This window comes from Cohaesibacter sp. ES.047, assembly GCF_900215505.1.
In the GTDB taxonomy this organism is placed as follows: Bacteria; Pseudomonadota; Alphaproteobacteria; order Rhizobiales; family Cohaesibacteraceae; genus Cohaesibacter.
Genome location: NZ_LT907844.1, coordinates 623,462 through 645,488, shown reverse-complemented (window position 1 = coordinate 645,488; position 22,027 = coordinate 623,462). Strand labels below are relative to the sequence as shown.

Here is a 22,027-nt window from a genome sequence, read left to right as displayed (position 1 = left end):
ACACAAGATCCCGTCTGCAATCGGATTTGGTCTTGGTGCAAAGGGGATATGCGATATCAAAAACGCGGTGACTGAGTGGCCACCGCGTGTTTATCAGCTTATCGGCGCAAGCCCAGTCGGGAGATCAGCTCCTGGTACCGGGACACTTCTTTTGCTTTGACATAGTCAAGCAACTTACGGCGCTGGGAAACCAGTTTGAGAAGGCCACGACGCGAGTGGTTGTCTTTCTTGTGAGACTTGAAGTGCTCAGTCAGATTGTTGATCCGCTCGGTCAGAACAGCTACCTGGACCTCAGGGGAACCGGTGTCGCCGTCTTTGGTGGCAAATTCCTTGATCAGTTCTTGCTTGCGTTCAGCAGTAATCGACATCGGGGTCTCCTATTCGTTTGGCTGATCGTTGCCGCCAAAGACGGGCGGATGATCAGGCAGGTTGAAAACGCGCCTGGGCCAGAGTTCGCTCTCGATGATTTCGCAGATCGCCACGAGCATGCCTGCATTCATGGCAGCGGCGAAACCCTCGATTGGAGCGTCTTGGCCACGCAGCAGCACCGATTGACCTCGGCGTAGTCTTGCTGCGGCATTCCTGTTGATGGCCAGAGCCGGGATGTCGTCCAGCGCGGTCTCTACAGGAAGCAAGGCATCGGCAAGCCCGGAGTGGTCTCCAGCCTCGCCGGGCGCACTATGGCTCAAGCTTTCCAGATCGTCCAGCGAAATTAGCATTTCCTCACTGAATGGCCCGGAAATGAGCCGACGCAAGGCCACAACGTGGCCACGCGTTCCAAGATGCCGACCGATATCGCGCGCAAGCGACCTGACATAGGTCCCTTTCGAGCATTGGGCGACAAATATAGCGGTATCCTCATCGGGGCATTCGATGAGGTCCAGATGATGCACATCGATCGGGCGGGCGGCGAGTTTGACCTCTTCGCCATCACGCGCCAGATCATAGGCGCGTTCTCCATTCACCTTGATGGCAGAAAAAACAGGCGGCACCTGCATGATGGTGCCGGTAAAGGTATCAAGACAGGCCTCGATTTCTTCCTCGGTCGGCCGGTGGGCGGAGCTGTCGATCAACTCCCCTTCGGCATCGTCCGTCGCGGTTTCCTCGCCCCAGCGCACCGTGAATTCATATTCCTTTGAGCCGTCCATGACGAAGGACACCGTCTTGGTCGCTTCGCCGATTGCGATTGGCAGGCATCCGGTCGCCAAAGGATCCAGCGTGCCGGCATGGCCCGCTTTCTTGACGTTGAAAATCCGCTTGATCGCACCGACGGCTTGCGTCGATGTCATGTTGAGCGGTTTGTCCAGCGCGACCCAGCCATGAACGTCAGTTCTGCGCTTGGCGCGAAACTGCTGCTTTTTCTTTTTTGGCTGGTGTGGCAAGTCGTCGGAGCGTGTCATGGCACCGGTTTCGGTCTGTTCGGTCATGATGAATACACCCTAATCCTTGCCTGCTTCATTGTCGTCATTGTCATCATCGCTGTGCAAATCACGCTGAACTTCAGGCGAATTGAGCAATGCATCGATGCGCGAGGCTTCGTCAAAGGTCTTGTCGTAGCGAAACCGCAGGTCAGGGGTATGCTTCATGGTCAAATCGCGACCGAGGCGACCACGCAGGAATTTCTTGTGGCTGTTGAGTGCATCCACGATCTCGGTTTCCTTGCCCGGTGCACCAAGCGGCATGACAAAGGCCGTGGCCAACGTCAGGTCCGGGCTCATGCGGACCTCTGGAATCGAGATTACATGGATCTCGAGCAGTGGATCGATGATTTCACGGCGTGTCAGGCATTCGGAGAGAGATTTGCGAACCATCTCGCCAACACGCAATTGGCGTTGAGACGACATGCCGCCGCCTTTTCGAGAACTACGTCCCATTTGATTACATCCATTCAGCTAGAGCGTCTTGCGTTCAGATCGGGTTGCCCGGATGAGAGAAAACGCTTTGCATGAGGCAACGTCGGAATTGGACCGTTCGCTACCGGTTTGTCTGGGGCCACTCTGCGACCCCGTCGTCACGAGCCTTGGCACGTTTGGGCCAGCCAAAAGACAGCCACTGCGCGAAAAGGCTCTATCGCAAAAGAGGCGAAGGTCAAAGCCATCGCTTCGACCTTCGCCCGAATTGGTTAAGGGATTGCCTGCACGCATCACAGCGAACGGGCGATTTCCTCGACACGGAAGCACTCGATCAGATCACCCTCACGGATATCCTGATAATTCTCGAATGCCATGCCGCATTCCTGTCCCACATGCACTTCCTTGACCTCGTCCTTGAAGCGCTTGAGGGTGGACAGGGTGCCGGTGTGGATCACAACATCGTCGCGCAGCAGGCGAACGCCCGTTCCGCGCTCCACGACACCTTCGGTGACGCGGCAACCGGCAACCTTGCCGACCTTGGTGATGTTGAACACCTCGAGGATTTCGGCGTAACCGATAAAGGTTTCGCGTACTTCCGGGCTCAGCATGCCGGACATCGCCGCTTTCACATCATCTGTCAGATCATAGATGATGTTGTAATAGCGGATTTCAACACCCTTCTGTTCTGCAGCCAACTTGGCCTGCGCGTTAGCACGGACGTTGAAGGCGATGATCGGTGCGCCGGATGCGGATGCCAATGTGACGTCGGATTCGGTCACACCGCCAACACCTGCATGCAGGATCTGAGCGGAGACTTCTGCGTTGCCGATGCCTTCCAAAGCGCCGAGAATGGCTTCGACAGACCCTTTCACATCGCCTTTGATGACGAGCGGGAAGGACTGGGAATCCGTTTCCTTCAGGCTTCTGAGCATCTGCTCGAGCGACCCACGGTTGGCTTTGGCTGCTGCCAGATCCTTGTTCTTGCGGATGCGGTAATCAGTGATTTCACGCGCCCGGCCTTCGGTTTCGACCACAGCGAACGGGTCACCCGCATTCGGAGCGGCGTCAAAGCCGAGGATCTCAACCGGTTTGGAGGGCTCTGCAAGCTCTACCTTATCACCCGTGTCATCAAGAAGCGCACGAACCTTGCCCCACTGTTCGCCAGCAACAACAATGTCGCCGACATTCAGCTGGCCATTCTGAACCAGAACGGTGGCAACAGGGCCGCGGCCCTTGTCGAGTTTGGCTTCAACAACAATACCGTCAGCTTCACGATCCGGGTTGGCCTTGAGCTCAAGCAATTCAGATTGCATCAGAATGGCTTCGAGCAGACCGTCAAGGTTGGTTTGTGCCTTGGCGGAAACCTCGACTTCAAGGATCTCACCACCCAGGCTTTCAACGAACACGTCATTCTGTAGCAGTTCGTTGCGAACCCTGAACGGATCAGCTGCCGGCAAGTCGATCTTGTTGACCGCCACGATGATCGGCACACCAGCCGCACGGGCATGGTTGATCGCTTCGATGGTCTGCGGCATCACGCCGTCATCGGCAGCAACAACCAGAACCACAATATCGGTGGACTTGGCACCACGGGCACGCATTTCGGTGAAGGCAGCGTGGCCCGGCGTATCGATAAAGGTGATCTTCTGACCATCCTGCTCGACCTGATAGGCGCCGATATGCTGGGTAATGCCGCCAGCTTCGCCCCGTACCACGTTGGCGTGGCGGATGGCGTCAAGCAGCGAGGTCTTGCCGTGGTCGACATGGCCCATGATCGTAACGACAGGCGGACGATCCTGAAGGGTTTCCTTGGAATCTTCCTTGTTGAACAGACCTTCTTCCACGTCAGCTTCGGACACACGCTTAACGGTATGGCCCAGTTCCTCGGCCACCAGCTGTGCGGTATCGGCATCAAGCACGTCGACGGTTTTAACCATCATGTCCTGTTTCATCAGGATCTTGATGACATCCACGGCGCGTTCGGTCATGCGCTGGGCCAATTCCTGAACGGTGATCGTTTCAGGAAGGATCACTTCACGGAAGACCTTTTCACGATGGGCATCCTGCTGACCGCCCTTTTGCTTCGCACGGCGGCGGCGCATGGAGGCCAGCGAACGTTCACGTTGTTCCCCGGCATTCAAAGCATTGGTGAGCGTCAGCTTGCCGCGGCGACGGTCATCCGTGCGCGGTTTTGCAGGCGCTGCACGGTTGGCATCTTCTGGACGCGGGCGTTTTGGCGCAGGCTTGAGCGTTTTGACACCGGGTTTGCCATCGGCGGTCCGATCGGCAACGGGCGGTTCGAAGGCTGCGCCACCGGGGCGGTTGCCTGTCTGAGCACCAGCAGGGCGGGGACCCCGGTCTGTGCGTGGGCGATCCGGACGATCACCAGTGCGTGGCGGACGATCTCCCGTGCGCTGAGGCCGGTCACCCTGACGCGGACGCTCGGTGCGTGTCTTGGGCGCATCATCAGAGCGCTGCGGTTTGGCATCGGCCACCGCATCATCGCTTTTGGGCGCTTGTTCGCTTTTCGGCTTGGCCGCTTCGGCTTCCTTAGCCTTGCGTTCTTCTTCAGCGCGTTTGGCGTCTTCCTCAGCCTTGATCTTGGCGTCTTGTTCTGCCTGGATCTTGGCTTCTTCCTCGGCCTTGCGACGGGCTTCCTCTTCGACCTTGCGCTTGGCTTCGTCTTCCTTCTTGCGCACTTCCATTTCGCGCGCACGGGCCTTTGCGGCCTCAAGCGCCTGCAGGCGCTTGGCATTCTCGGAAGACGTCAGGTTGCGCTGGCCCGAGGCGTTGCCGCCCTGACCACCACCGCCATTGTTGGGTCGACCCCGCTGCCCGGACCGCTGGCCCTTGCCGCCGCCCTTGCCTTGAGCGCCACCCTGAGGCTGGCCGGTTCCGCGGCCTTCGCCACCCTGACGGGACTGGGACTTGGCTGCCGGTGCAGCTGCTTTATCGGGCTGGGCTGCCGGAGACGAGCCCTCACCCTTGGCCGCCGGTTTGGCTTCGCCAGGTGCGGTGAAGCGGCGTTTGCGCTTCTCGACAACAACGGCCTTGGAGCGTCCATGCGAAAAACTCTGTCGCACAGTCCCCTGACCCACGTTTTTACCCAGTGAGAGAGTCTTTTTCTCGTTTGGGCCGTTGTTGCTGTCGTTGTTGTTTTCGTTGCTCATATCTCGGTCATTATCCTTCGTTGCCTCTCTCGGAGGCGTGGGCAGCGGACCGCTCTGGTAACGCGCTGCCTGAATCTCGTTTGTGTGGTCGCAGATAGGTGTCCAGCATCGCGACCTGTTTGAGAAAGCTCTTGCTTGCACTGCCCGCAAGCAAAGCTGCATGTACAACATTGCCCTGACCCAGAGCTGCGCTGAGTGCCTCGGCGCTGAAACGACGAATTACCGGTAACTCGCCATCGCTGCCATATCGGCGCCGCACCGCCTGGGCCAATTTTTTCTGTCCATCCTCTGCGGCATCGGCCGCATGCAAGAGGCTTTTGACCTCACCCTGTGCAATCGCACCTTCGACCTTGCCAAATCCGGTTACGATCTGACCCGCCTTTCGTGTCATGGACAGAGCAGAAAGACAACCGCTTTCCATCTGTCCGGCGATGAGATCGGCCATGCCGTCGTCACATTGCACTTTTTGTTTGAAGCCGCGAGCAAAATGACCCTTTTTTACGGCCTGCACAACGGTTTCGTAGTTAGCCATCACCCAGACACCGCGTCCGGGTAATCGCATTTTCAGATCTGGTACGACCTGCCCATCCGGCGAAAGGACAAATCGGATCATATTTGCCTTGGGAAGGATATCCCGCGTGACCAGGCATTGTCTGGTCGTCTCTTCGCTCTTACGCGGCACGGTTTATCCTTTCCAGCCCGATTTTGTCAAATCCAGACGCTATTTGACGTCAAGATTCCGTTCTCAAGCCTTCTCGTCAACAGTTTCTGCGTCTTCAGCGACGAATTCTTCGTCCTCTTCACCCGCTTCCAACTGTTCATACTCGGCGGCCTCTTCTTCGCTGAGCAGTTCGGATGGCTCGATCCAGCCTGCAGCAACGCGGGTCAGCATGATGACATCCTCGGCTTCTTGACGAGAGATATCAAAATCAGACAGCGACCCGTTGAAGCGCTTGACTTCGCCATTCTGCCGTTCGGTCCAACCAACCAGATCATCGGTTGCACAACCGGCAAGATCTTCGATCGACTTGATGTCGTCCTTGCCAAGGGCGACCAGCATGCCAAGGGTCAGACCGGAGATCTCCAGAAGATCGTCCGAAACGCCCAGTGCGATGCGCTCTTCGTTGAGTTTGGCTGCTTCCGCTTCGAGATATTCGTTGGCGCGTGCCTGAAGCTCCTGAGCGGTTTCTTCGTCAAAGCCTTCAATGTCTGCGACTTCGTTGACCTCGACATAGGCCACTTCCTCGATCGAGGTGAAACCCTCGGATGCGAGCAGTTGGGCAACGATATCATCCACGTCAAGGGCATTCATGAACAGCTCGGCGCGTTCGTTGAATTCCTTCTGGCGACGTTCGGATTCATCTTCCTCGGTCATGATGTCGATATCCCAGCCGGTCAGCTGAGAGGCGAGGCGTACATTCTGGCCGCGACGACCAATGGCCAGAGACAACTGATCATTGGGGACGACAACCTCGATACGCTCACTGTCTTCATCAAGCACGACCTTGGCCACTTCGGCAGGCTGCAGAGCATTGACGATGAAGGTCGCGGGATCTTCCGACCACGGAATGATGTCGATCTTTTCGCCCTGAAGCTCGTTCACCACAGCCTGCACGCGCGAACCGCGCATACCGACACAGGCACCGACCGGATCGATGGAACTGTCGCTCGACAGCACCGCGATTTTGGCGCGCGAACCCGGATCACGGGCAACGGACTTGAGGGTGATGATGCCATCATAGATCTCTGGCACTTCCTGTGCAAACAGTTTGGCCATGAATTGCGGATGGGTGCGCGACAGGAAGACCTGCGGGCCACGCTGTTCGCGGCGAACATCATAGATGATGGCGCGAATGCGGTCGCCGGGGCGGAACGCTTCGCGGGCGATCAACTCGTCGCGGCGCACGATGGCCTCGCTGCCGGCCAGATCGACCGTAACGTTGCCATATTCCACCCGTTTGACCTGACCGTTGACGATCTCGAACTGGCGGTCCTTGAATTCTTCATACTGATGATCGCGTTCCGCTTCGCGGACTTTTTGCACGATCACTTGCTTGGCAGACTGGGCCGAAATCCGGCCGAATTCAAGCGGTGGAAGCAGATCGGCAATGGTGTCGCCAACCTTGGCCTCCGGGTGCTTGATCTGTGCATCAACCAGAGCGATCTGGGTCGAAAAATCCTCCACGACCTCAACCACTTCAAGCAAACGTTCCAGACGCGTGTCGCCGGTTCGCGGGTTGATGGTTGCACGGATTTCGGTTTCTTGACCATATCGGGAGCGCGCAGCCTTCTGGATGGCGTCTTCCATGGCTCCGATCACGATCATGCGATCAATCGATTTTTCTCGCGCCACGGCATCTGCGATTTGCAGAAGCTCAAGACGGTTTGCACTGATGGCCATCGTCAGCGTCTCCTATTCTTGCCTGTCAGCCGCGTCTTCCTCGATTTCCGCAGCACCATTCACTGGCTGCGCTTTTAGCGCCAGCTCCAGCAATTTGTCGTTCATTACCAATTTTGCCTCGGACAAGTTTGAAAGAGGCACCCGAACATTGGCATCGGTCCCTTGCGGGACATCGGGCAATACGATCTTCAGGTCTTCTCCATCGACACCATCGAGCATGCCGCGATACCGGCGGCGGCCGTCTACAGGGGTCGACAATTCGATCTTTGCTTCATGGCCTGCCCATGCGATGAAATCGCGACGGCGGACGAGAGGTCGATCCACACCCGGAGAGGAAACCTCAAGATGATATTCACCACTTATCGGGTCTTCCACGTCGAGCGCAGGCGAAATCGCCTTGCTGACGGCTTCACACCCTTCGATGGACATCGTGCCATCCGGGGATTCGGCCATAATCTGCACGGTGCAGCCGCGTTCTCCGGTGATTCGAACGCGCACCAGATCAAAGCCGAGATCCACGATCACCGGCTCGACGATGCTTGCGACACGGGCATCCACGCCCCGTTCACCAAAGAGTCTGGGCTCTTGCCCTGCTGCCATTTGACTGCTTTCTGTCATGAGGAAAGCCTGTCTCCATTCCATGATGGCCCGCCGACCGTGCGACAAGGCCCATTCAAATTCGTCCCGATCATGCCTGACTGATCTGTCGCCCCTAAAGGCATTCCTGCGAGTGCGTCGGCTTGATCCTGATGGATCCGATCCGATCCATGCATTTTATCAGACTTTGCTGTGAATTCGCAGTGACAAGATACAAAAAAGAGCGGGTCCGGAAGGCCCACTCTAAACAGCATGTCTAGATTTTGAAGATTTACTACACCAATTCGGTGGGTAAATGCAAGGCTTGTCTTTCCCCGGACCGCTTCTATTTGCGCCGGAAGGTCAAATAATGCGGCCTGCGGCCTTCGCGAAAGGCCTTTTCTTCATAGCGGGTGGTCTGCCAGTCGGGCCAGGCCTGAAGGCGCGCACTCGGGTCGCCATCGATCTCTTCCAGGGCGGGGAAACGGGCGACATGCTCGAGCGTCCATTCCACATAGGGCTCAATGTCGGAGGCGAAACGGAACAGCGCTCCGGGTTTGAGCACGCGGATGATGCGCTCAAGATTGGCATCCGAAACAAAGCGGCGCTTCCAGTGGCGCTTCTTGTGCCATGGGTCCGGATAGAGAATAAACAGCCGGTCAAGCGATGCATCGGGCAGCCAGTCGAGAATATGGGCTGCATCCTCATCATAGATGCGGATGTTGCTGACGTCCTCAGCTTGCATCTGGGTCAGCGCCTTGACCACGCCATTGACGAACGGCTCACAGCCAATCAGGCCGACAGACGGATTGGTCTTGGCCTGACGCACGATATGCTCGCCGCCGCCAAAGCCGATTTCCATCCAGATGGTTTCGGGCTGATGATCAAAGACAGCGGCGATGTCATCAATCGGTTTGGTCGGATTGAGACTGATCCGGGGCAGGACGTCCTCCATCAAGGCCTGTTGTCCGGGGCTGAGCGGCTTGCCCTTGCGCCGGCCAAAGAAGGTGGTGGCAATCTGCTCCTCGATGAGACGGGATTGAGACGGGCGGAACCGGGGCTTGTCATTCGAAGATAGGGTCATGGTCTTGCTGGCGTCTCGATCAGGTCGGGTTGTGTCTTGCGCCGTGTCGCGCGAAAACTGGGCGACGTGCGGCACTGCCGAACGTGGCTGGGCCTTTAACGTGGCAAGGTCTTTAGCGCACCCGGTAAAGAGGAATCAACCCCAATCAGGCCATCAGACCGGCCTCAAGAACGGGTCGAAGGGTCCAAGACGCAAAAAGGCCGAAAGACGCAAGCATCTTTCGGCCTGATTGAGACGGCTCGATTTGAAAAGCTGTACCTTGGCTTGCGCCAAAGCAGGGGGATCAGCTTCCGGCTTCGTCGCCGGCAATTTCGCGAACCAGTTCGACGATCTTGCGTCGGACTTTCTGTTCCTTGATCTGAACAAAAGCACGATTGAGCTGAAGGCCTTCCGAGGAAGACAGGAAGTCAATCACATAGTTTTCGGTTTTTGACTCCGCCAAACCGGCAGCTTCTTGCGGGGTGCCTGGTGCATCTTCAAAGAAGAAGGCAACCGGCACTTCCAGAACGGTTGCAATATGCTGCAGACGGCTTGCGCCGATGCGGTTGGTGCCCTTTTCGTACTTTTGAATCTGTTGGAATGTAATGCCGAGATGCTCGCCCAGTTTTTCTTGGCTCATGGAGAGCATCATACGACGAAGCCGAACTCGACTCCCAACATAGATGTCGATCGGATTTGGTGCTTTTTTACTGGCCATTTGGCTCTCTTTATATTTTGTAGCGCATGTTGATTGTGACAACTTTGGTTAGCGCCGCTGGTTATAAAATCACGAGTTCCGCTTCTCGCGTTTCATTCCTCCAAAGCTTGGAGACTCGCGCTTTTGATTGTATTTTGCGCCTTCCACTTTCACCCGGGAGGTTGTGCAATAGTGCCGTGTATTCCCTATATTTGTCAATTCTTCCTGTCAATCCTTGCCGAACTTTCTCGATATACTTGCGGTTGTTAGAATTAATAACACGCAAACGGCGAAGAATATCCAATTGCCGAATCTCGCATAAGGTGTTGCCGAAAGCTTGAGAGGAACATGTGTCTGAATTAAGCCTTCCGCGCCCAATTCAAGCTGTTTCTCAACCTTACCTCGCGCATCGATAACCGCAGAAATGCCAGTGTTTGCAACGCGTAACACCGGCAATCCGGTTTCAACAGCACGCATGCGCGCTATATGCAAATGCTGGGACGGACCGATGGTTTTTCCGAACCAGGCATCATTTGTGACATTGATGATCAGATCTGCGCTCTTGGGAAAGGAGAGGATGTCACTTGAAAAGGCAATCTCATAACAAATCAGAGGCAACAGCTTTCCCAACTTGGGGTTGTCGAGAAGCGTACGCTTTGTCCCCACTTTGAAGCCTATTTTCTGGGCCGTCAGTTGTTCAAGGCCCAGCTTATCTAGCAAGGGTTGCATGGGCAGATATTCGCCGAAGGGGACAAGATGCACCTTGTCATAGGCCTGAAGGATCGTTCCGTCCGGCCCCAATTGATAGATCGAGTTGTAAATCTCGTCTGTCCGCGGTGAATCAGGATTGCGCCGAAGCGCACCCGTCAACAGCCCGGCTCCGGCGGGCAGCGAGGATTTGATCGCTGTAAGGGCGCCGGATTGCTCCATCAGAAAGAAGGGAACGGCTGACTCCGGCCAGATCACCATGTCGATAGCATCAAGCGGATGCTCCTCGGTATCCAGTGAGGTCAGAGCCAGAAGTCGGTTGAAGATCCACGACCTATTCTCGAATTTCCACTTTTCGGTCTGGGGAATGTTCGGTTGTACGAGGCGCACAACCGGCGCGTCTTCGGCCAGCTCTGTTGGCAAATTGGATCGGTAGAAACCGAACGCAACTTGCGCGACGAACACGGTGAGGACAAGCACCACCATCATGCGCCCAAGGACCTTGAAGCGGTCCTCCTGAAAAAGACAGACGGGCAATGCGAACAGCAGGACCGAAAAGAGACTGAGGGTATTGGGACCAACCAGCGAAAGCGCCTGCATCAGAACGCCGCTAGAGGCAAGAGCAGGGCCAAAACCGCCCCAGGGCAGCCCCGTGAACAGCGTCCCGCGCAGATACTCCGCCACGGCCAGCAACAGGGCCAGCCAGACGATCCGCAAGGGCGATGTGGACCAGACAAGGGCGCTCACACCGGCTGCAACACACCAGAACAGCGCCAGCCCCGCCGGCAGTATCACCACCGCCAGTGGCATGGCCCAGGCGAACTTGTCCGCCTCAACCAGAAAGGCTGCGCCAAGCCAATAGAATGTGCAAAGGAAAAAGCCGAAGCCGAACATCCAGCCCACGCGCGCCATGGCAAAAGCGGCCCGCTTCGTGTTTTGCCCTAGAGCGGCTGAGTCGAGCAGCCAGACAAGAAGCGGCATCGAGAGCCACAACAGAGGAAACCACCCGAAGGGGTCTTGCGCGAAACTGGCAATGATCCCCGCGATGAAGGCCGCGGCAAGGCGCCGCCAACCATCCAGCAACAACAGGTTGGAAACAAACAGGGGCATCGTGAAGAAGCTGCCGAATCAGGGTTACAACGGATCTTTGGACAACAAGTGCCAGATCCCCTCTCAAGGTCAAGAGCGTGCACCCCGTTTTGGGCAACAATCTGGTCGGAGCCGCTATGGGTGGCAAAAAGGGCCAGTTATGCCCTCGGAGGGACGCGCTTTTTGCTAAGTGCCATTCGTCTGGTTTAGCTTTTGGGCCGCCTGAGAGGTTGTGTTGTCTTCATCGTCTTGTCGGTCCTGTCCCTCATCGGATGAACGGGTCAGAGCCACCGCACGCTTGATCTGCTTTTTCGTTGGCTTGATACGGATCTTGACGCGCCGGATGCGCCGGCGGTCTGCCTCCATGATTTCAAATTCAAGCCCTTCAGACACCGCGATCAATTCGCCGCGAACCGGGATGCGGCCAATCAGCGTAAAGATGAAGCCACCCAGACTGTCGACGTCTTCGAGTTCTTCATCATCCAGTGGCAGGGAGACGCCAATGGTCTTCACCACGTCATCCAGATCGGCCTTTGCGTCGGCAATGAAGAGATTGGGTGCGGCTTCGGCGATGAAGACTTCGCTCTCGTCGTCATGTTCATCCTCGATGTCGCCCACCACTGTTTCGACCACGTCTTCCAGTGAGACAAGCCCGTCCGTGCCGCCATATTCGTCAATCACGAGCGCCATCTGGGTGCGCGCCGCCCGCATGCTTGCCATCAGGTCGACTGCTGGCATTGAGGGCGGGACGAACAGCACGTCGCGAATGAGCCCCAGATCCTTGAGGGGACGATCAAGATCGATATTCTCGAGCGAGCGGATATGGTTGCTGGCAGCAAGGGCCTCGATCGTTTTGTAGGCCGGAAGACCCGCGTCCTCGTCAGCCTCGGTCCCTTCCATGGAATCGAGTGCTGATCTTGAACTGACTTTTTCCACCTTCGGGGCAATGTCGCTTTCCTGCGTCATCAGGCCGACCACGTCCTTGATATGCACCATGCCGACCGGGTCATCGAGGGTTTCGCGATAGACCGGAAGGCGCGAATGGCCCACATCTTCATAGACCGCCAGCAGCGTGCCAAGGGTCACATCATGCTCGACCGCATCAATGTCTGCTCGGGGGATCATGACGTCATCGACGCGCATCTCCCTAAGGGACAGGATGTTGCGCAGCATCGCCTTCTCTTCGGCAGAAAAAGCGTCATCCCCGCCATCTTCTGCAAGCGCACCTTCCATTTGTGTGCGCAGTGAGGTGTTGGGCAGTTTTGCGACGAGGTTCTGGGTAAGGCGTTGCAGCCAATTGCCTTCATGAGGCGCGGAATCGTCACCGGTCTGGTCATCAGAAGAGGCAACGACAGCATTGCCGTTGATCTTGGTGGAGGCCGGTTGGGAAGGGTCTGGGTCGTTCATCGTGTCTTGGCGCTCATGCAATCACTGCGCCCTCAATCCAAAATCCTGGCCGATCTTGCGGCCAAACAGGGTGGCAGGATATGACCGAAAGGAAAAATTCGCAATTCCAAAGGTCATTCCAGCATATCCGTGACGATCGTTCCCTCGTAAGGGTTTTCAAGGCCTAACTCGGCCAAGATGGCCACTTCGACACTTTCCATCTTGTCAGCTTCGTCCGGTTCTATGTGATCGTAGCCAAGCAAATGTAAGAAACCATGAATACACAGATGTGTCAGATGGGCCGGGATTGCAAGACCCATTTCATCCGCCTCGCGCAAAATGGTTTCATGGGCGAAAACAACATCGCCCAGCATCGGGCCAAAGACATCGGCATTCTCGTCCTGCGGAAAGGATAGCACATTGGTCGGCTTGTCCTTGCCGCGATGCTCGGCATTCAGTTTCCGGATCGCCGCATCATCGACGAACACCAGTGAAATCTCACATTCCGGCAAGAAGGCAATGCCTTCTTGCCGGATCACATGATTATAGGCCGCATCGAGGGCGAATGCGACGAAAAGCTCGAGATTCTCGACGTCGTTCCAGACCTTTGCCTCGATCAGAAAGTCTTTGCTTAACTCGCCATCCGGTGTTTGGGGCTTCGTCACTCTGCTTGGTCCTCTTCAGGATAGGCCGTCAGCATGTCGGGATTTTCAAAGCCGCGCTGGGCATGCCGTTCCTCAGCCTCGATGTTGCGTGACCGCTCCCGCTCGAGAACACGGCGTGCCTGTGCCCGGCGGCGTGCCTCTTCGTCATAGGCATTGACGATCCGCATCACCAGTTCGTGCCGGACCACGTCTTCCGCCGTGAACTGGACACGCACGATCGAGGGAATATCGCCGAGCAGCTCCATGGCCTGCACAAGACCGGACTGCTCGCCGCTTGGCAAGTCGATCTGGCTCGGATCGCCGGTCACGATCATCTTGGAATTTTCGCCAAGGCGCGTCAGGAACATCTTCATCTGCATCGAGGTGGTGTTCTGCGCTTCGTCGAGGATGACCGCTGCATTCGAGAGCGTCCGCCCACGCATGAAGGCGAGCGGTGCGATCTCGATGACCTTGGCTTCCAGCTCTCGCTCCACCTTGTCTGGCGGCATCATGTCATAAAGAGCGTCATAGAGCGGGCGCAGATAGGGATCGACCTTTTCTTTCATGTCTCCGGGCAAAAAGCCCAGACGCTCGCCAGCTTCCACCGCGGGGCGCGAGAGAATGATGCGTTCCACAACACCCCGTTCGAGCAACATGGCCGCATAGGCGACGGCCAGATAGGTCTTGCCCGTCCCGGCCGGCCCGGTGCCGAACACCAGATCTGCCCGATCCATGGCCCGGATATAGGCATCCTGCGTTGCTGTGCGGGCGGTCAGCTTCTTTTTGCGGGTGGCGATCTGGGCAAAGGTCATCTTGCCGGCCCCTTCATTACGGTCGGGCACGACTTCGGGCAGCATCAATTGCTCGTCGGAGGCCTGCGCCATGCGAATGGCACCGTCCACGTCGGCCTGTTCGATGGTGTCGCCTTCCTGTAAGCGGTGATAAAGCGCATCAAGAACCATCTTGGCCAGATCGCACAGGTCGCCCGGTCCCTTGATGGTGACCCGGTTGCCGCGCGCGATCGCCTCGACATTCAGCTTCTGCTCGATCCGGGCAAGATTCTGGTCATATTCCCCGAACAGATCTGCAGCCATCCGGTTGTCGTCATAGGACAACACGATATGCCCCATGTCCGAAGCCGCCGAAAGCGCCTTGTGGGTCAGATGATCCCGATGGTGTCGCTGATCTTGTTTCGGGTCCCAGCCCTTTTGGTCCCGGGGCGGTTTGCTGCCTCTTTGCTTCTTGATTTTCTCGCGGCGCTGATCGCTCAAACGCTTAATCCCTTCGAAAACTTCGGTTGGCGGCTTCGGCTTTGTGCCAAGTCAAGCCGCACCATATTACGCCGGTTTGTCAATCATGGAACCGAACAGACTGTTTGTCCCAACAGTATCAATGGTAACTGTGACAATTTCACCAATCAATTCTTCCGGGGCATCAACTTGCACAGCTTGCAGCCATGGCGACTTGCCAACCAGCTGCCCCGGTTCGCGGCCCTTGCGCTCCAGAAGCACGGTCATTTCCGTTCCGACTTTGGAGGCATTGAAGGCGCGCTGCTGTTCGGTGAGTAGCAATTGCAGGCGTTGCAGCCGTTCGGATTTCACGGCTTCTTCGACCTGCTCTTTACTGTCCGCTGCCGGTGTGCCGGGGCGGGGAGAATATTTGAAGCTGTAGGCCGATGCGTAGGTGACCTCACGCACGATGCGCATGGTGTCCTTGAAATCCGCCTCCGTTTCGCCCGGGAAGCCGACGATGAAATCACCCGACAGGGCAATATCTGGGCGGGCGGTGCGAATGCGCTCAATTAGGCGCACATAATCGTCATAGCTGTGCTGGCGGTTCATGGCAGCAAGGATCTTGTCTGATCCAGACTGCACAGGCAGATGCAGATAGGGCATCACGATATCGAGATCCCGATGCGCGGCCATCAAAACATCATCCATATCGCGCGGATGGCTTGTTGTGTAGCGCAATCTGTCAAGACCATCGATTTCAGCCAGCCGAAAGAGAAGCTGCCCAAGGCCCCAGTCTTTGCCGTCTGGCCCCTCGCCGTGATAGGCATTGACATTCTGACCCAGCAGCGTGACTTCGCGCACACCGGCCTCGGCCAATCGTTCCGCTTCCGCAACAATCTGGCTGACCGGGCGCGACATCTCGGCGCCACGTGTGTAGGGCACAACGCAGAAGGTGCAGAACTTGTCGCACCCTTCCTGCACCGTCAAAAACGAGCTGACGCCGCGCTTGCGCGTGACTTCGCGCTTGGCAGCGGGAAGGGCGGCGAATTTGTCCTCGACCGGGAAATCGGTTTCCACCACGCTCGACCCATTGCCCGTCCGGTCAAGCAGCTCGGGCAGTTTGTGATAGGCCTGAGGGCCAACCACCAGATCGACAATTGGTGCGCGTCGAATGATTTCCTGCCCTTCGGCCTGAGCGACGCAACCGGCGATGCCGATTTTCATCTCGCCCTTGCCGTCCTTGGCCCGCCTCTCCTTGAGCTGACGGATCCGCCCCAGCTCGGAATAGACCTTTTCTGCGGCCTTCTCGCGAATATGGCAGGTGTTCAGGATCACCAGATCCGCATCATCCATCACGTCGGTCGGGCTGTATCCCTTGGTCGCCAGAGCGTCCGACATGCGGTCGGAATCATAGACATTCATCTGGCATCCATAGGTCTTTACAAAGACTTTCTTGTTTTCAAAGGCAGTCATAAAAGCTCAATCCGGTTCTTGGCTGGAAACGGGATCTGCATACGGCAGCTTGGCCCGGGAATAGCGCACCCCTTTATCCTGTTTTTCCCGTCAATGCAAAGTCAAATTGGCTGAAACGGGCCACGAATTTATCGATTGCGTGGCGATTGCGCCACTAGCGCCGTTTGCCATCGTTGTGGTGATGAAGGGTCTTGAGCATGTTGGCGCGCACGGTCGCCTCTGCCTTGCGGGCCGCTTCCTTGCGATCCGCATCGGCTCCGAAGGGAATCGGCTCGCCAAAGGTCAGCGTGACGTCGATCGCCCCCTCCTTGGCCACAGCCCACAGATGGGGCGCCAGATCCATGTCTCCGTACCAGGCGGCAATGTGACGATGCTGACGCCCCATCGGCAGGCCCTGAATGCCTGTGTAGGCAACAGAGAGAGGCTGGATCCAGACGGAGGTCTGCCCTTTCTCTTCTGCGCCGGGCTGTTCGGCTACCATCGCTGCCTTTGCGGCCCCGATCAGTGCGGTGCGAAAGGGCCGGACCTCGTTGCCGTTCGAAGACGTGCCTTCGGCGAACAGCACCATCGCATCCCCTTCCTTCAGCCGCTTGGCGATCTCTTTGGCAACATTGCCCGTTTCCGAGCGTTTGCTGCGATTGACAAAGATCGAGCGTTGCAACTTGGCGAACATGCCGAAAATCGGCCAATTTGCGACTTCCGATTTGGCGATGAAGGAAACGGGCTGGACGGAGCTGAGCACCGAAATGTCCAGCCATGAGGCATGATTGGCGGTGATCAGCACGGATCCCTTGGTGGTGCACAGCCCCCTCACCACGACCTTGATCCCAAGGGTGCGGCAGACGATGCGATGGAACAGCACCGGGATCCAGCGCTTGGACGGCATGTCCAGCAGAACGGAGAGATACTGCAGCGGAATCAATGGCAGGGCCACAAGGGCAATGATCAGAAGGGCACAGAACGCCCGTATAGAGGTCACGGTAAACTTGGACCGGCGATCCGTCATGGTGTGTGCCTTGGTCAAATCGGGATTAACAAAAGACGTTTGGGAAGGACCGCACGACAATCGCGGTGATTCTATTTTTCCTTGTCGTCGATGCGCACACCATATAGCTCCAGCCGGTGATCGACCAGCTTGAATCCGAGCCTGCGGGCCACTTCAACCTGAAGGCGTTCAATCTCCTCATCACGGAATTCGATGACCTTGCCGGTTCGAAGATCAATGAGATGATCGTGATGTTCTTCGGTGATGGTCTCGTAGCGTGAGCGGCCATCCCTGAAATCATGGCGTTCGATGATACCCGAATCCTCGAACAGCTTGACGGTGCGATAGACGGTGGAAATCGAGATGTTGCTGTCGATCTTGACGGCGCGCGCGTACAATTCCTCGACATCGGGGTGATCGATGGCGGCGTCAAGCACCTGTGCGATGATCCGCCGTTGCTCGGTCATGCGCATGCCGGCTTTGGTGCACAGATCCTCAATGCTTGTTTTGTTGTTCTGTGACATGCCCGCTCGCCTTCTGCACTCTATCGTTTTGCACGCTTGACCGGCGCGCCGATCAAGTTCACTTGCATGATCAAAGCCAGAGAGGGGGTGTCATCGGCCTTTGTGTAATAGCCTTTGCGCTCGCCGACCTTCTCGAATCCCAGATCACGGTAAAGTGATAGCGCAGGATCATTGCTTGCGTCCACCTCCAGAAAGAGTTTTGCAATTCGATCCCCGTAGAGTTTGCGCATCAGGCCTTCCATCAACTGCCGTCCGCAGCCACTGCGCCGGTAGTCCGGATGCACACCGATGGTGAGGATCTCCGCTTCGTTGGCGACAGCGCGCGCAAGCACGAACCCGGCAACCTGATCGGTGGCTCTGAAGGTCGAACGGCGCAAAACCAGACATTGGACAAGCCGATCCGCCATCAGGGTCTGGAATTCGCTTGCCGACCAGCCGCGCTGAAAGCAGCGCGCATGAATGTCGGCCAGGACCGGAATGTCATCCCTGCTGGCCTCCGTGACCAAAGAAGTTGATTTGAGCGCAAAGATCACGTCTCTCTCCCCGCAATCTGCCGGTGTCTCGCCAGCGATTTTCCATACGCCCAAGCGGTCAGCTCCGGACAGTCAGCATAGTTTCATCTGGCTCGATACCCGAAAAGACCCCAAATCGTCGAAGATCAACAACCGGTGATCATGAATGGCCACCCTTGGTGACTGAAAAGACGATACAAGGCAAGGGGAATGATCAAGACAGACGGGCAATGACGCTCGCCGCTTGTGGTTTGGCGTCCGGTGCCCTCAGATAAAGCGGCGACGGGGCTGTCTCGGGCGCGGATTGATCAAGGGCCCAGACCGCCAGAGCGGCCATGTCGGGATGAGCTGGCGAGAAGACCTCACAGTTTTCAAGGCCGAAGGCGCTCTCCCGGACGAGAGCTGCGCCGGACCCGATCATCGCCAGTCCCCTATGTGCAACGCAAAGGCTGGCAAAATCCTGCGCACTTCTGGCTGCAGCCACCTCAAGGCTTTCGAGCGTGGGAGCGATTTCCGGCAGATTGAAAATCTCACCGTAGATCTGGTCCCTGCGTGCGTCGATCAGGGCGGCAAGCGGCCCATGATGTCCGCGCCGCCGCGCCGTCAGTCCCAGCGCAAAGAGTGTCGATGCCCCGATCAGCGGCACATCAAGCGCCAGTGCCAACGCACGCGCAGTGGCAAGCCCGACCCTGAGACCGGTGAAACTGCCCGGACCGACGGTCACGGCCAGCCTTGTCAGATCCTGATAGCCAAGCTGCTCTTCTTCAAGCAGGGCAGCGATTTCGTCCATCAGGCGCTCCGCGTGGCCCCGACCGATCACAACCGATCTTGAGGCCTCCCGCCGCGTTTCACCGTCCCATACGGCTAGACCGACAGAACAGGCGTCAAGCGCGGTATCAAGCGCCAGGCATATGTTTCTCTCATTGTTCATGGCACATCACACCCGCCGCGCGTATTGGCTTCGTCGAACGATCCTAGACCGACCGGACTTCCTGAACATCTGGCAGGAAATGGCGCAGAAGATTTTCGATGCCATGCTTGAGGGTCGCCGTCGAGGACGGACAACCGGCACAGGCCCCCCGCATGCGCAGGAACACGACACCGTCACGGAAGCCGTGGAAGGTGATGTCGCCGCCATCCTGAGCTACGGCAGGGCGAACCCGGCTTTCGAGCAGTTCTTTGATGGTGGCAACGGTATCTGAATCGGCTTCATCGAAGTCTTCGTTGCTGACGCTCTCGCTTTCGGCCTGCTTCATGGTCGGAGCGCCCGACATGAAATGATCCATGATGGCGCCGAGAATGGCAGGCTTGATGTGCTGCCAGTCAGTGTCGCCCTTGGTCACGGAAACAAAATCAAATCCGAAGAAGACGCCTTCGACACCTTCGATGGTGAAGAGTTTCTCCGCCAGCGGAGAGGCTTCCGCTTCCTTCACGGAACGGAAATCCATGGTGCCATCGTCAAGGACGACTTTTCCCGGCAGGAATTTCAAAGTCGCCGGATTGGGGGTCGCTTCAGTCTGGATGAACATGTCTGATCCTTCTCACGCCATAACGTCTCATGGCGTCATTTGCTGCTCTGGTGGCGCCATGGCAACGCGGCAGCCATCACGCCTTTGCAAGTCTCTCTAATATGTCAAATAAAACTTCTGTTGCAAAGATCAAGCACAAAGCATCGATCAGATGCAAACAAAGGCGAAGAAATCGGGGCATCCCGGGACGGGATGAAAGGAAACGCCGGGAATGGCTCTGTCGCCAATCAGGCTGATCGGACTGTGCGTGAAGACGAGTCCCTCAACAAAGGGCCTGAATGTCTTCGTCCAACAGATCGCCCGGCACGATAGTCACGGGTATAGGGAAGGGTTTGTTAGACTGGCTGGAAATGGATGAAACCAGAGGTCCGGGTCCATCTTTCTTTCCCACCGCGGACGCGAGCACCAGAACGCCGATGTCTTCGTCCTCGTCGATGAGGGAAACGATTTGTTCGGCAACCTTGCCTTCGCGGATCACGCATTCAACCGGAACGCTTGCAATGGCCTCGATCTGCTCCTTGAATTGATCCAGTCTTTCCTGCGCGGCATCATTGGCTTCAGCCAGCATGATTTCCTTGACGCCGAGCCAGTGCTCGAAATGTGCAGGTTCGATGGCAACCATCATGACGATTGCGCCACGGGTCGCCGCCGCTCGATAGGCGGCATAAGTGATGGCACGGTCACATTCCTCGGTGTCATCGACGATAACGAGAAATTTCCGGGAGTGACCCTCATCGTGAATTGTACGTCTCATAATCATGCTCCGAGCCTGCCATGTCCCGATCCATTGGGCAAGTCTGTGTTTCGGTCAGTGCACTGTCTTGGCGCGACAATTCAGGCCGCTGCTCGACGATTTGGGCTCGGAACCAATGAAAAATTGCCACGATTCGACAACTTGAGTCGACTCTGGATTGGTGCTTGATATGATGACACGGAAAAGGCGATGTGGGCGTTAACCGGCTTTGGTGGGGTTTTCAAGATGATCGGAAGGCTCCGCGCCTTCAGAACAGGAAAGCCCGGACCAAACGAAGTTGATCCGGGCTGACGGGTAGTACGAAGCTTCTTCTATTTCTAGCGAATGAAGCCCACGATATCCTTGACCTGATCAAGGATGGGGGAGGCGATGGCGTCTGCCTTTTCGGCCCCTTTTTTGAGGACGGCGTCGATGTGCCCCGGATCGTCCATCAAGCGGCGCATCTCCGAGGTGATCGGAGACAACTTGGAGAGAGACAGCTCGACCAGAGCGGGCTTGAATTTGGAAAATTCCGAACCGCCATGTTCCTTTAGAACATCGTCTTTTGACAGACCCGAGAGCGCCGCGTAGATGCCGACAAGGTTGGAGGCTTCAGCCCGGCCTTCCAGTCCTGCGACTTCGCTGGGAAGGGCTTCAGGGTCGGTTTTGGCCTTGCGGATCTTTTGAGAGATGGTATCCGCATCATCGGTCATGTTGATGCGCGCTTTGTCAGACGCGTCCGACGAGGACATTTTCTTGCCACCATCCCGAAGCGACATCACCCGCGGAGCCGGACCGCCGATCAGTGGCTCCGGCTGCGGGAAGAAGACCAGCTCGGGATCGGTCGTCACATCACGGTCGATATTGTCCACGCCATAACCCAGCTGCGCGATACGCTCGGCATAGTCGATGTTGAACTTCTGTGCCGTGTCGCGCGCCAGTTCCAGATGCTGCTTCTGGTCTTCGCCCACCGGAACATGGGTGGCCTTGTAGACCAGAATGTCCGCACTCATCAGGTTGGGATAGGCAAACAGACCCGAGGACACATTCTCGCGGTTCTTGCCCGCTTTGTCCTTGAACTGGGTCATCCGGCTAAGCCACCCCATCCGGGCCACGCAATTGAACACCCAGGCCAGCTGGGCATGGGCGGGAACCTGACTCTGGTTGAAGACGATATGCTTTTCAGGATCTATGCCGGACGCAAGAAAGCCCGCCGTGACCTCACGGGTCCGACGGATCAGGCCTTCGGGATCCTGCCAGACCGTGATGGCATGCATGTCGACGACACAGAAAATGCAATTGTAGGAGGATTGCAGGTCGACAAACTTGGTGATCGCACCAAGATAGTTGCCCAGATGCAGGTTGCCGGATGGTTGAATGCCGGAGAATACACGTGGCTCAAAGCTGGCCATGGAATGCCTCATGATGTTGCCCAGGCGGTTGGACGCGCGA

The 22,027-nt window shown here is 57.0% G+C and carries 21 protein-coding genes; all 21 read right to left on the bottom strand.

Features of this window, described 5'->3' with window-relative positions; translation table 11 throughout:
- Positions 1-98: 98 nt before the first annotated feature.
- Complete coding sequence (gene rpsO / locus CPH65_RS02805) at positions 99-368, bottom strand: 30S ribosomal protein S15 (protein ID WP_096172033.1); 270 nt, start codon at positions 366-368, stop codon at positions 99-101.
- Positions 369-377: 9 nt separating this feature from the next.
- A complete protein-coding gene (gene truB / locus CPH65_RS02800) occupies positions 378-1,427 on the bottom strand; it encodes a tRNA pseudouridine(55) synthase TruB (protein WP_096172032.1) in 1,050 nt (349 codons plus the stop codon).
- A 12-nt stretch (positions 1,428-1,439) separates the two neighbouring features.
- Positions 1,440-1,874: a 30S ribosome-binding factor RbfA gene (rbfA, locus tag CPH65_RS02795; protein WP_096172031.1), complete on the bottom strand. Its 435-nt coding sequence runs from the start codon at positions 1,872-1,874 to the stop codon at positions 1,440-1,442.
- 269 nt (positions 1,875-2,143) lie between these two features.
- Positions 2,144-5,023: a translation initiation factor IF-2 gene (infB, locus tag CPH65_RS02785; protein ID WP_096172029.1), complete on the bottom strand. Its 2,880-nt coding sequence runs from the start codon at positions 5,021-5,023 to the stop codon at positions 2,144-2,146.
- A 10-nt stretch (positions 5,024-5,033) separates the two neighbouring features.
- Positions 5,034-5,705 carry an RNA-binding protein gene (locus CPH65_RS02780; RefSeq protein WP_096172028.1) on the bottom strand — a complete coding sequence of 224 codons (672 nt, stop codon included), beginning with the start codon at positions 5,703-5,705 and terminating at the stop codon, positions 5,034-5,036.
- Positions 5,706-5,768: 63 nt separating this feature from the next.
- Positions 5,769-7,424 carry a transcription termination factor NusA gene (gene nusA, locus CPH65_RS02775; RefSeq protein ID WP_096172027.1) on the bottom strand — a complete coding sequence of 552 codons (1,656 nt, stop codon included), beginning with the start codon at positions 7,422-7,424 and terminating at the stop codon, positions 5,769-5,771.
- 12 nt (positions 7,425-7,436) lie between these two features.
- Complete coding sequence (gene rimP, locus CPH65_RS02770) at positions 7,437-8,042, bottom strand: ribosome maturation factor RimP (protein WP_197703948.1); 606 nt, start codon at positions 8,040-8,042, stop codon at positions 7,437-7,439.
- Positions 8,043-8,346: 304 nt separating this feature from the next.
- Complete coding sequence (gene trmB, locus CPH65_RS02765) at positions 8,347-9,084, bottom strand: tRNA (guanosine(46)-N7)-methyltransferase TrmB (protein ID WP_096172026.1); 738 nt, start codon at positions 9,082-9,084, stop codon at positions 8,347-8,349.
- Between the two features lie 283 nt (positions 9,085-9,367).
- A complete protein-coding gene (locus tag CPH65_RS02760; protein ID WP_096172025.1) occupies positions 9,368-9,781 on the bottom strand; it encodes a helix-turn-helix domain-containing protein in 414 nt (137 codons plus the stop codon).
- Between the two features lie 207 nt (positions 9,782-9,988).
- Positions 9,989-11,578: an apolipoprotein N-acyltransferase gene (lnt, locus tag CPH65_RS02755; RefSeq protein WP_096172024.1), complete on the bottom strand. Its 1,590-nt coding sequence runs from the start codon at positions 11,576-11,578 to the stop codon at positions 9,989-9,991.
- Between the two features lie 165 nt (positions 11,579-11,743).
- On the bottom strand, positions 11,744-12,964 hold the full coding sequence (locus tag CPH65_RS02750; RefSeq protein ID WP_244574522.1) for a hemolysin family protein: 1,221 nt from the start codon (positions 12,962-12,964) through the stop codon (positions 11,744-11,746).
- A 113-nt stretch (positions 12,965-13,077) separates the two neighbouring features.
- Complete coding sequence (gene ybeY / locus CPH65_RS02745; RefSeq protein ID WP_096172023.1) at positions 13,078-13,608, bottom strand: rRNA maturation RNase YbeY; 531 nt, start codon at positions 13,606-13,608, stop codon at positions 13,078-13,080.
- On the bottom strand, positions 13,605-14,717 hold the full coding sequence (locus tag CPH65_RS02740; protein ID WP_096176189.1) for a PhoH family protein: 1,113 nt from the start codon (positions 14,715-14,717) through the stop codon (positions 13,605-13,607). The genes ybeY and CPH65_RS02740 overlap by 4 nt, the downstream gene beginning before the upstream one ends.
- A gap of 207 nt (positions 14,718-14,924) precedes the next feature.
- The gene (miaB, locus tag CPH65_RS02735; protein WP_096172022.1) at positions 14,925-16,292 is read right to left on the bottom strand and encodes a tRNA (N6-isopentenyl adenosine(37)-C2)-methylthiotransferase MiaB; all 1,368 of its coding nucleotides are present in this window, start codon (positions 16,290-16,292) and stop codon (positions 14,925-14,927) included.
- A 154-nt stretch (positions 16,293-16,446) separates the two neighbouring features.
- Positions 16,447-17,298, bottom strand: coding sequence for a 1-acyl-sn-glycerol-3-phosphate acyltransferase (locus tag CPH65_RS02730; protein ID WP_244574521.1), 852 nt, complete (start codon positions 17,296-17,298; stop codon positions 16,447-16,449).
- Between the two features lie 71 nt (positions 17,299-17,369).
- Positions 17,370-17,801 carry a Fur family transcriptional regulator gene (locus CPH65_RS02725; protein WP_096172021.1) on the bottom strand — a complete coding sequence of 144 codons (432 nt, stop codon included), beginning with the start codon at positions 17,799-17,801 and terminating at the stop codon, positions 17,370-17,372.
- A gap of 20 nt (positions 17,802-17,821) precedes the next feature.
- Positions 17,822-18,388, bottom strand: coding sequence for a ribosomal protein S18-alanine N-acetyltransferase (gene rimI, locus CPH65_RS02720; protein ID WP_157747471.1), 567 nt, complete (start codon positions 18,386-18,388; stop codon positions 17,822-17,824).
- A gap of 139 nt (positions 18,389-18,527) precedes the next feature.
- Positions 18,528-19,244: a tRNA (adenosine(37)-N6)-threonylcarbamoyltransferase complex dimerization subunit type 1 TsaB gene (gene tsaB, locus CPH65_RS02715; protein WP_096172019.1), complete on the bottom strand. Its 717-nt coding sequence runs from the start codon at positions 19,242-19,244 to the stop codon at positions 18,528-18,530.
- 43 nt (positions 19,245-19,287) lie between these two features.
- Positions 19,288-19,842: a NifU family protein gene (locus tag CPH65_RS02710; RefSeq protein ID WP_096172018.1), complete on the bottom strand. Its 555-nt coding sequence runs from the start codon at positions 19,840-19,842 to the stop codon at positions 19,288-19,290.
- Between the two features lie 262 nt (positions 19,843-20,104).
- Positions 20,105-20,596 carry a universal stress protein gene (locus CPH65_RS02705; RefSeq protein ID WP_371359399.1) on the bottom strand — a complete coding sequence of 164 codons (492 nt, stop codon included), beginning with the start codon at positions 20,594-20,596 and terminating at the stop codon, positions 20,105-20,107.
- Between the two features lie 317 nt (positions 20,597-20,913).
- Positions 20,914-21,987, bottom strand: a complete 1,074-nt coding sequence (trpS, locus tag CPH65_RS02700) for a tryptophan--tRNA ligase (protein WP_096176187.1) — start codon at positions 21,985-21,987, stop codon at positions 20,914-20,916.
- Positions 21,988-22,027: the final 40 nt, after the last annotated feature.